Annotated in this window: 8 protein-coding genes; 5 read left to right on the top strand and 3 right to left on the bottom strand. The window is 70.5% G+C overall.

Annotated elements, in window-relative coordinates; translation table 11 throughout:
- Positions 1-172 precede the first annotated feature (172 nt).
- A complete protein-coding gene (locus AB0M83_RS41330) occupies positions 173-1,369 on the bottom strand; it encodes an acyl-CoA dehydrogenase family protein (RefSeq protein ID WP_364526122.1) in 1,197 nt (398 codons plus the stop codon).
- Positions 1,370-1,553: 184 nt separating this feature from the next.
- On the opposite strand from AB0M83_RS41330, the gene AB0M83_RS41325 reads away from it, so the two are divergent.
- On the top strand, positions 1,554-2,207 hold the full coding sequence (locus AB0M83_RS41325) for a DUF4190 domain-containing protein (protein WP_364526120.1): 654 nt from the start codon (positions 1,554-1,556) through the stop codon (positions 2,205-2,207).
- A gap of 172 nt (positions 2,208-2,379) precedes the next feature.
- Here the strand turns inward: AB0M83_RS41325 and AB0M83_RS41320 are convergent, their stop codons facing one another.
- A complete protein-coding gene (locus AB0M83_RS41320) occupies positions 2,380-3,270 on the bottom strand; it encodes a slipin family protein (protein WP_364526118.1) in 891 nt (296 codons plus the stop codon).
- A gap of 92 nt (positions 3,271-3,362) precedes the next feature.
- Between AB0M83_RS41320 and AB0M83_RS41315 the strand changes: the two genes are divergently transcribed.
- Genes AB0M83_RS41315 through AB0M83_RS41300 form a run of 4 tightly spaced genes read left to right on the top strand, consistent with a single transcriptional unit; the run spans position 3,363 to position 7,220 of the window.
- Positions 3,363-4,274, top strand: coding sequence for an aminoglycoside phosphotransferase family protein (locus AB0M83_RS41315; protein WP_364526116.1), 912 nt, complete (start codon positions 3,363-3,365; stop codon positions 4,272-4,274).
- Between the two features lie 10 nt (positions 4,275-4,284).
- Entirely contained in the window at positions 4,285-5,562 is a 1,278-nt protein-coding gene (locus AB0M83_RS41310; protein ID WP_364526114.1) for a CBS domain-containing protein, read from the top strand.
- Positions 5,555-6,064 (top strand): DUF1003 domain-containing protein, encoded by a 510-nt coding sequence (locus tag AB0M83_RS41305; protein WP_364526112.1) that lies wholly within the window; start codon positions 5,555-5,557, stop codon positions 6,062-6,064. Before AB0M83_RS41310 ends, AB0M83_RS41305 begins: the two co-directional genes overlap by 8 nt.
- Positions 6,065-6,074: 10 nt before the next feature.
- The gene (locus tag AB0M83_RS41300) at positions 6,075-7,220 is read left to right on the top strand and encodes a P-loop NTPase (RefSeq protein WP_364526110.1); all 1,146 of its coding nucleotides are present in this window, start codon (positions 6,075-6,077) and stop codon (positions 7,218-7,220) included.
- Positions 7,221-7,226: 6 nt separating this feature from the next.
- On the opposite strand, the gene AB0M83_RS41295 is transcribed toward AB0M83_RS41300, so the two are convergent.
- Entirely contained in the window at positions 7,227-8,276 is a 1,050-nt protein-coding gene (locus AB0M83_RS41295) for a hypothetical protein (protein WP_364526108.1), read from the bottom strand.
- Positions 8,277-8,592: the final 316 nt, after the last annotated feature.

Below are 8,592 nucleotides of genomic sequence, written 5' to 3'. Positions count from 1 at the left end.
GCCGGGCTTCGCGAACGCAGTGAATGACTCATTCCTGGCGCCAGACGCCAGGAATGAGTCATTCACTGCACCGGCAACCGGTCACCATGTCGACAAGTCGCTTCGCACTTTCCCTGATTAAGTTACGTCTGCGGGGCCTCCAGACGCATCTTTCCCGGCGAAAGTGGCGGCCTCAGGAACGGGACTTGTACTCCCGCAGCAGGCCGCGGCTGATGATGGTCTTCTGGATCTCGCTCGTCCCCTCGCCGATCAGCAGGAACGGCGCCTCCCGCATCAGGCGCTCGATCTCGTACTCCTTCGAGTACCCGTACCCGCCGTGGATCCGGAACGAGTCCTGCGTGACCTCCGCGCAGTACTCCGACGCGATCAGCTTCGCCATCCCGGCTTCGACGTCGTTGCGCTCGCCCGAGTCCTTCAGCCGCGCCGCGTTCACCATCATCAGGTGGGCCGCCTCGACCTTCGTCGCCATCTCGGCCAGCTTGAACGCCACCGCCTGGTGCTCCGCGATCGCCTTGCCGAACGTCTTGCGCTGCTGGGCGTACTCCACCGCCAGCTCGAACGCCCGGATCGCGATGCCGCACGCCCGCGCCGCCACGTTCACGCGGCCGACCTCGACACCGTCCATCATGTACGCGAAGCCCTTGCCCGGCGCCTCGCCGAGCACCATGTCCGCGCCGATCTTGTAGCCGTCGAAGACCGCTTCGGTCGTGTCGACGCCCTTGTAGCCCATCTTGTCGATCTTGCCGGGGATGGTGAGCCCGGGCGCCACCTCGCCGAAGCCTTCGGGCTTCTCGACGAGGAACGTCGTCAGGTTCTGGTGTGCCTTCTCCGCGCCTTCGTCGGTCTTGACGAGCAGCGCGATCAGGTTCGACGAACCGCCGTTGGTCAGCCACATCTTCGAGCCGTCGATGACGTAGCCGTCATCGGTCTTCTTCGCCTTGGTCTTGATCGCGGCGACGTCCGAACCGAGGTCCGGCTCCGACATCGAGAACGAGCCGCGCACCTCGCCGGTCGCCATCCGCGGGAGGAAGTGCTGCTTCTGCGCTTCCGTGCCGTGGCGGGAGATCATGTGCGCCACGATGAAGTGGGTGTTGATCACGCCGGACACGCTCATCCAGCCCCGCGCGATCTCCTCGACGACGAGCGCGTAGGTCAGCAGCGACTCGCCGAGCCCGCCGTACTCCTCCGGGATGGTGATCCCGAACAGGCCCATCTCCTTCATGCCCTCGACGATGTCCGCCGGGTACGTGTCGGCGTGCTCGAGCTCCTGCGCGTGCGGGATGACCTCCTTGTCCACGAACGAGCGGACGGTCGCGAGGATCTCCGACTGCACGTCGGTCAGGCCGGCGGTCTGGGCGAGACGGGCCATCACGGCTCCCTTTCCAATTGCGACGCCGGCTCCCGGCGCTGGGTTACCGGTGAGTATGACCCGAAAGCCACCACCCTGCTATGAGGGCGCTCACGCTCACCCTGGCCGCGGTAGCCGGATCTCCCGGGGCCGGGCGCCGCCGAACGGCTAACGTGGGCTTCCAGCACGCATCGAGGGGACCGCCATGACCGACCCGTCCGGGGACAAGGACCGTCCGGCCGATCCGACTGTGTCCTACGACCCGCCGCCCACCGCGGAGCCGGCGCCGTACACACCGGAGAACTACGACCCGCCGGCGGCCGACAGCACGGTCGCCGACAGCACGGTCGCCGACACGACGACCGCGGACACCACCGCCGCCGACACCACGATCGCCGACGCCCCGGCCGCGCCCGCTCCGGAGCAGCCCGGGCACCTGCCGCCCGGCGCGTTCGAGGCTCCCGCCGCGCACATCCCCGGCACGCCGTACGTCCCGCCGGGCCAGCCGCAACCGACGTACGCCTACCAGTACCAGCAGCCGTACGCGCAGCCCTACGGCCAGCCGTACGGCGGCCCGGCGCCCTACGTCCAGCCGCCGTACGTCCCCGTCGCGCGCCGGCCGGACAACGCGCTGGCGATCGGCGCGCTGGTGTGCTCGATCCTCGGGTTGTGCTCCGGCATCACCGCGATCGCCGGGCTGGTCATGGGCCACATCGCGCTGAGCAAGACGGACCGCGGCGAAGCGGGCGGCCGCGGCCTGGCCACGGCCGCCGTGATCGTGGGCTATGTCGTGATCGCGCTGTGGGTCGGCTTCTTCACCACCCTGATCATCCTGAGCGCGAACGGCCAGCTGAACTAGCGCGGTGTCCGTGGACCTCGACCGGGTTCCGAGCAGGCGGCGCGGCCCGGGACCGCCGGAGTGGCGGTCCGAACGTCTTGAATGACTCATTCATGTCCTCGGACGAGGTGAATGAGTCATTCACGACACCGCGACCACGCCTCGAACCGGTGAACCCCCACGGCCGGCTGAACTAGTCGGCGGGCAGCACCGCGTCGCCGGGGCTGCGCGGCGACGGCGTCGCGTGGCCGTTCGCCGCCGGCTTGGCCTCCACGGCTTCGGGTTCCTGGAGTTCCGGCCGGGCCTCGGGCGCCGGAGCGGGAGCCGCGGGCTTCGGCGTCTGCGCGTCGAGGAACCGCAGCAGCTCCACCGGGAACGGCAGCACCAGCGTCGAGTTCTTCTCCGACGACACCTGCACGACGGTCTCGAGCAGCCGCAGCTGCAACGCCGCCGGGGTGTCGGCCATCTGCGCGGCGGCCTGCGAAAGCTTGTACGACGCCTGCAGCTCACCATCGGCCGAGATGACGCGCGCGCGCCGTTCCCGCTCCGCCTCGGCCTGCCGCGACATCGAGCGCTTCATCGCCTCCGGCAGCGCCACGTCCTTGATCTCGACGCGGTCGATGTGGATGCCCCAGTCCAGCGCCGGGCTGTCGATCATCAGCTCCAGGCCTTCGTTGAGGCGTTCGCGGTTGGAGAGCAGGTCGTCGAGGTCGCTCTTGCCGATGATCGAGCGCAGTGACGTCTGCGCGACCTGGCCGACCGCCGCCCGGTAGTCCTGGACGTTGACCGCCGCGATCACCGGGTCGATGACCTTGAAGTAGACGACCGCGTCGACCCGGACGGTGACGTTGTCGCGGGTGATGCCGTCCTGGGCGGGCACCGGCATGGTCACGATCTGCATGTTGACCTTCTGCATCCGGTCCACGAACGGCACCAGCAGCGTCAGGCCGGGTTCCGAGACCCGGGCCCGCACCCGGCCGAACCGGAAGACCAGCCCTCGCTCGTACTGCCTGACGACGCGCACACCGGCCGCGAGCCAGGCTCCGCCCGCGACGACTACGGCGCTGAGGATCTCCACCACCATGGCTGCTCCCGGGGTTGCGTTTTCCCCTGAAAACCCAGCGTACGCCCGTGCCGACCAGGACGAAACGCGCTGGACGAGGCCACCAGACTGGGGTGGTGACCGATCTCCGCGTCCCGCCGCTGTTCGCCGACCGGGCACCCCGGGTGCTCGGTCCGGAGGCCGCCGGCTGGGTGGCCGCCCTGCCGGACCTCGCCGCGAGGTACGCCCGCGAGTGGGGCCTGACGTTCGAGGGCGAGGCGATGCACGGCTACGTCGGCGTCGTGCAGCCCGCGCGGCTCGCCGACGGCACGCCGGTGGTGCTGAAACTCGGCTGGCGCGACGAAGAATCCGCCGACGAGCCGCTCGCCCTGACTGCCTGGGCCGGCCGGGGTGCGGTGCTGCTGCTGGAGTCCGCGCCCGCGGACGGCGTCCTGCTGCTGGAGCGGCTCGACGCCGCGCGCACGCTCGACGACCTCCCGCTGCGCGAAGCCGTCCCGCTCCTGGGCGAGCTGGCTCGGCGCCTCGCCGTGCCCGCTCCGCCGGAGCTGGCCAGGAGCGTGCGCGCCGAAGCCGAACGCCTCGCCGTCGAGCTGCCCCGCCGGTGGGCGGAACTCGGCGAGCCGTTCGACCGGCGGCTCGTCGACGACGCCGTCGCGGTCTGCCGCGAGCTCGGGCCGTCCGCGGGCGGGCTGCTGGTGAACGAGGACCTGCACTTCGAGAACGTCCTGGCCGGCACGCGGGAGCCGTGGCTGGTCATCGACCCGAAGCCGCTGTCCGGCGACCTCGAGTGGGGCGTCATCCCGGTGTTCTGGAACCGCTTCACCGAGTCCACACTGGACGAACGGTTCGCCCTGATCGTCGCCTCGCAGGAGCTCGACGCGGAGAAGGCGCGAGCGTGGACCCTCGTGCGCGCGGTGCAGAACTGGATCTGGATGCTCGAAGACCTCGAAGCGTTCGAAGCGGACAGCGACGACCCCGCGTTCCTGACCGTGCCGGAAATCGCTACGTGGGCAGCCAGCCGATAGTGTCAGCGGCATGGCCGCGGTCAACAGGGTTTTCGCAGCTCAGCTGTCCGGGTTGCCGGTGTTCGGACCGGACGGCGAGTCCATCGGCCGGGTCCGCGACCTGGTCGCCGGCCTGCGGCTGGACGCGCAGCCGCCCCGCATCCTCGGCCTGGTCGTCGAGCTGACCACGCGGCGGCGGGTCTTCGTGCCGATGCTGCGCGTCACCTCGATCGAACCGACCGCCGTGACGCTCGCCACCGGCTCGGTCAACATGCGCCAGTTCAACCAGCGTCCCAACGAGGTCCTGGTGCTCGGCCAGCTGCTCGACGCGCACGCGTCGCTGGCCGGGTCCGGCACGCGGATCACCGTCGTCGACGCCGCGATGGAGCCGACCCGCACCCGCGACTGGGTGCTGGCGAAGCTCGCCATCCGCGAGCGGCGCGTCGGGCTGGGGCGCCGCCGGGCGGCCATGCAGGTGCTGCCCTGGTCGGAGGTGGCCGGGCTGGGGCTGGCCGACCTCGGCGCCCAGCCCCAGGGCGCCGGCCAGCTGCTCATGCTCTTCGACACGATGCGCCCGGCCGACATCGCCGCCACCGTGCGCGACCTGCCGCTCAAGCGCCGCCACGAGGTGGCCGACGCCATGGACGACGAACGCCTCGCCGACGTCATCGAAGAGCTGCCGGACGACGACCAGAAGGAGCTGCTGGCCTACCTGGCCGAGGAGCGCGCGGCCGACGTCCTCGAGGCGATGAACCCCGACGACGCCGCCGACCTGCTGGCCGAGCTGGCCCCGGCCGAGCAGAGCCGGCTGCTGGAGCTGATGGAGCCGGAGGAGTCCGCGCCGGTCCGGCGGCTGCTGGAGTACTCGTCCGACACCGCGGGCGGCCTGATGACACCGGAGCCGGTGGTGCTCACGCCGGACACGACGATCGCCGAAGCGCTCGCGCACATCCGCAACGCCGAGCTGCCGCCGGCGCTGGCCAGCATGGTGTTCGTGTGCCGCCCGCCGACCGCGACGCCGACCGGGCGCTACGTCGGCGTCGTCCACTTCCAGCGGCTGCTGCGGGAGCCGCCCGCCGAGCTGGTGGCCAGCGCGGTGGACACCGGGCTGCCGCCGCTGAAACCGGGGGCTTCCCTCGCCGAGGTCACCCGGTACTTCGCCGCCTACAACCTGACCTGCGGGCCGGTCATCGACGCCGAGGACCACCTGATCGGCGCGGTGACCGTCGACGACGTCCTCGACCACCTGCTGCCCGAAGACTGGCGCGAGACCGGACTGCACGACACCTTGGAGGAAGACCGTGCCTGAGCTGACTTCGGGACGGCGGCTCGACCAGCCCCGCGGCCAGAACCGGTTCAGGCTGAACATCGACCCGGACACCTTCGGCCGGCTGTCCGAACGGCTGGCGCGGTTCCTCGGCACCGGGAAGTACCTGTTCTGGCAGACGCTGCTGGTCATCGTCTGGGTCGTGCTGAACATCACGGCGGTTTCGCTGCAGTGGGACCCCTACCCGTTCATCCTGCTCAACCTGGCGTTTTCGACACAGGCGGCGTACGCGGCGCCGCTGATCCTGCTCGCGCAGAACCGGCAGGACGACCGCGACCGCGTCTCGCTGGAGGAGGACCGGAACCGGGCCCTGCAGACGAAAGCCGACACCGAGTACCTGGCGCGGGAGCTGGCGGCGCTGCGGCTGGCGGTCGGCGAGGTGGCGACGCGTGACTACCTGCGCAGCGAGCTGGACCGGCTCCGGGAGGACCTCGACGTCCAGCCGCGGAAGGCCAAACCGAACCGCACTCCTACCGGCTCGTAACATGGACGGGGTGACCAGCACTCAGCAGCTCCCCAGCGTCGATGACGTCCGCAGCGCGCTGAAGAGCGTGCAAGATCCCGAGATCCACAAACCCATCACGGACCTGGGGATGGTGAAGGACGTCGTCGTCGGCGAAGACGGTGTCGTCACCGTCGGGATCTACCTGACGGTGGCCGGCTGCCCCCTGAAGGCGACGCTGACCAACGACACGAAGGAAGCCGTCGCGAAGCTCCCCGGCGTCGCCGACGTGCGCGTCGAGCTGGACGTCATGAGTGACGAACAACGCTCCGAGCTGCGGAAGTCGCTGCGTGGGGACGCCGCGGAGCCGGTCATCCCGTTCGCGCAGCCGGGCTCGATGACGCGGGTGTACTGCGTCGCGTCCGGCAAGGGCGGCGTCGGCAAGTCGTCGGTCACGGTGAACCTGGCCGCGGCGATGGCCGCGCGGGGCCTGTCGGTCGGCGTCGTGGACGCGGACATCTACGGCCACTCGATCCCCCGTATGCTGGGCACGCGCGAGAAGCCGACCAAGGTCGACACGATGATCATGCCGCCGCAGGCGCACGGCGTGAAGGTGATCTCGATCGGCATGTTCACCCCGGGCAACACGCCGGTGGTGTGGCGCGGGCCGATGCTGCACCGCGCGCTGCAGCAGTTCCTGGCCGACGTCTTCTGGGGCGACCTGGACATCCTGCTGCTGGACCTGCCGCCGGGCACCGGCGACATCGCGATCTCGGTGGCCCAGCTGATCCCGAACGCGGAGATCCTGGTCGTCACCACGCCGCAGCAGGCCGCGGCGGAGGTGGCCGAGCGGGCCGGCGCGATCGCGCTGCAGACGCGTCAGCGCGTCGCCGGCGTCATCGAGAACATGTCGTGGCTGGAGCAGGAAGACGGCTCCCGCCTGGAGATCTTCGGCTCGGGCGGCGGGCAGGCGGTGGCCGAGTCGCTGACGAAGTCGATCGGCTCCGAGGTGCCGCTGCTGGGCCAGGTGCCGCTGGACCCGCGCCTGCGCGAGCAGGGCGACGCGGGGACGCCGCTGGTGCTGACCGCACCAGACGCGCCGGCGGCCGTGGTGTTGAAGGAGATGGCGAAGAAGCTGACGGTCCGGGCGCGCGGCCTGGCCGGGATGATGCTGAACGTCACCCCGGCCGGCCGCTGAGCTTTCTTAGGAGCAGCGCCAGACGTACGCGGTCGAGTGCTGCTTCGCGGCGTCGTAGCGGAAGCCGCCCGCGGTGCCGTCGTCGCCGATGACGACGGGCAGGTCGGCCTTGAGGTCACCGAACTTCGAGACGAAGGTGCCCTGGTTCCAGACGCCGTAGCCGGTGCCGGCCGCGTCGTCGCCGCCGTTCGCCTCGTCGATCCGGCCGAGGATCAGGCCGGCGGCGTTGATCGTGAAGCCCGGGTTGCCGTTGGAGAGGTTGTAGCTGGACTTCGGCAGGACGTGGGCCGCGTGCTGCTGGTCCCAGTAGACGCCGACCTTCTTGCCGTTGTAGACGCCGTAGCCGACGACGCGGCCGTTTTTGATGGCCTCGGGCCAGGCGAACTCGAGGCCCGGCAGGGTGCCCAGGTGGGTCAGCGTGCCGTCGCGCCAGATATCCCCGCTGTTGAGCACGATCGAGCCGTCCGTGTCGACGCCGGCGATGCCCGACGACAGGCCGGTCAGCAGCGTCACGGTGTCCGGCGAGCCGGCGGGCCAGCGGACCGGGACCTGGCCCGTGCCGTTCTGTTTGCGCACGACGCCGATGACGTCGCCGGAGTCGGTGATGCCGAGAGCGGACGACTTCGTGTAGCCCGCGGGCAGCTGGCTCGAGGTCGGGAAGGGCAGCTGCACCAGAGCGCCGCCGGAGCTCTTGAAGGCCTTCTCGAAGTCGAAGCCGGCTCCGAAGATCGCGTAGCGCGCGGTCCCGGCGACCGCGCCCGACCGGTTCTCCGCCGTCACGGCGGCGCCGTACGTCCCGGCCGTGCCGAGGTCGGTGAAGGCCCCGCCGGTCCAGGAAGCGGCGCGCCGGGTTTCGCCGAACTCGTCGGTCGGGAGCGTCCAGCCGGCGAAGTTCCCCTTGTCATCGGTCGCCGTCACTTCCGCGCTCACGGAGGTACCGGCGCCCAGGGCGGTGGGCTTCCAGGTACACGCGGCTTCGGTGGCGGCGGAGGCTGTCTGCCCCGATCCCAGCAGGCCCAGCGCGAGCAGCGCGCAGCTCAGCGATCTGAGTTTCATGTTGTCTCCCCTTCGTGTGCGGGCGGCGGACAGCCGCCCCCACTCGAACGTAGGAGGGAAACGATCATGTGGTCGTGGGGCGTGAAGCGGGACTAGGGAAATCCCCGGAGACGGCGCGCGAACGGGTGTTTCGCCCGTCTCTCCCCCATTGGGCGCGAGTGTCCGCGGCTATCTACGGCGGTCCGCAGGTGTCCGCGGCTATCTGCGGCTGTCCGCGGGTCTGCGCGGCTATCTCGCGGGTGCCCGCAGCTGTCCTCGGCGCGGCAGAAAGCAGCCCCCGCCCTCTCCGGGGGTCCGGCCCCGCACCCAGTTTATC

It is taken from the genome of Amycolatopsis sp. NPDC051106 (genome assembly GCF_040682775.1).
In the GTDB taxonomy this organism is placed as follows: Bacteria; Actinomycetota; Actinomycetes; order Mycobacteriales; family Pseudonocardiaceae; genus Amycolatopsis.
Note: the sequence above shows the minus strand (reverse complement) of the source record. Positions and strands in the feature narration are given on the sequence as shown.

What these genes read in the sequence shown, in the direction of transcription:
- AB0M83_RS41325 (WP_364526120.1), top strand. Translation starts at nt 1,554, where the DNA reads ATGACCGACCCGTCCGGGGACAAGGACCGTCCGGCCGATCCGACTGTG.
- AB0M83_RS41320 (WP_364526118.1), bottom strand. Translation starts at nt 3,270, where the DNA reads ATGGTGGTGGAGATCCTCAGCGCCGTAGTCGTCGCGGGCGGAGCCTGG.
- AB0M83_RS41295 (WP_364526108.1), bottom strand. Translation starts at nt 8,276, where the DNA reads ATGAAACTCAGATCGCTGAGCTGCGCGCTGCTCGCGCTGGGCCTGCTG.
- AB0M83_RS41310 (WP_364526114.1), top strand. Translation starts at nt 4,285, where the DNA reads ATGGCCGCGGTCAACAGGGTTTTCGCAGCTCAGCTGTCCGGGTTGCCG.
- AB0M83_RS41330 (WP_364526122.1), bottom strand. Translation starts at nt 1,369, where the DNA reads ATGGCCCGTCTCGCCCAGACCGCCGGCCTGACCGACGTGCAGTCGGAG.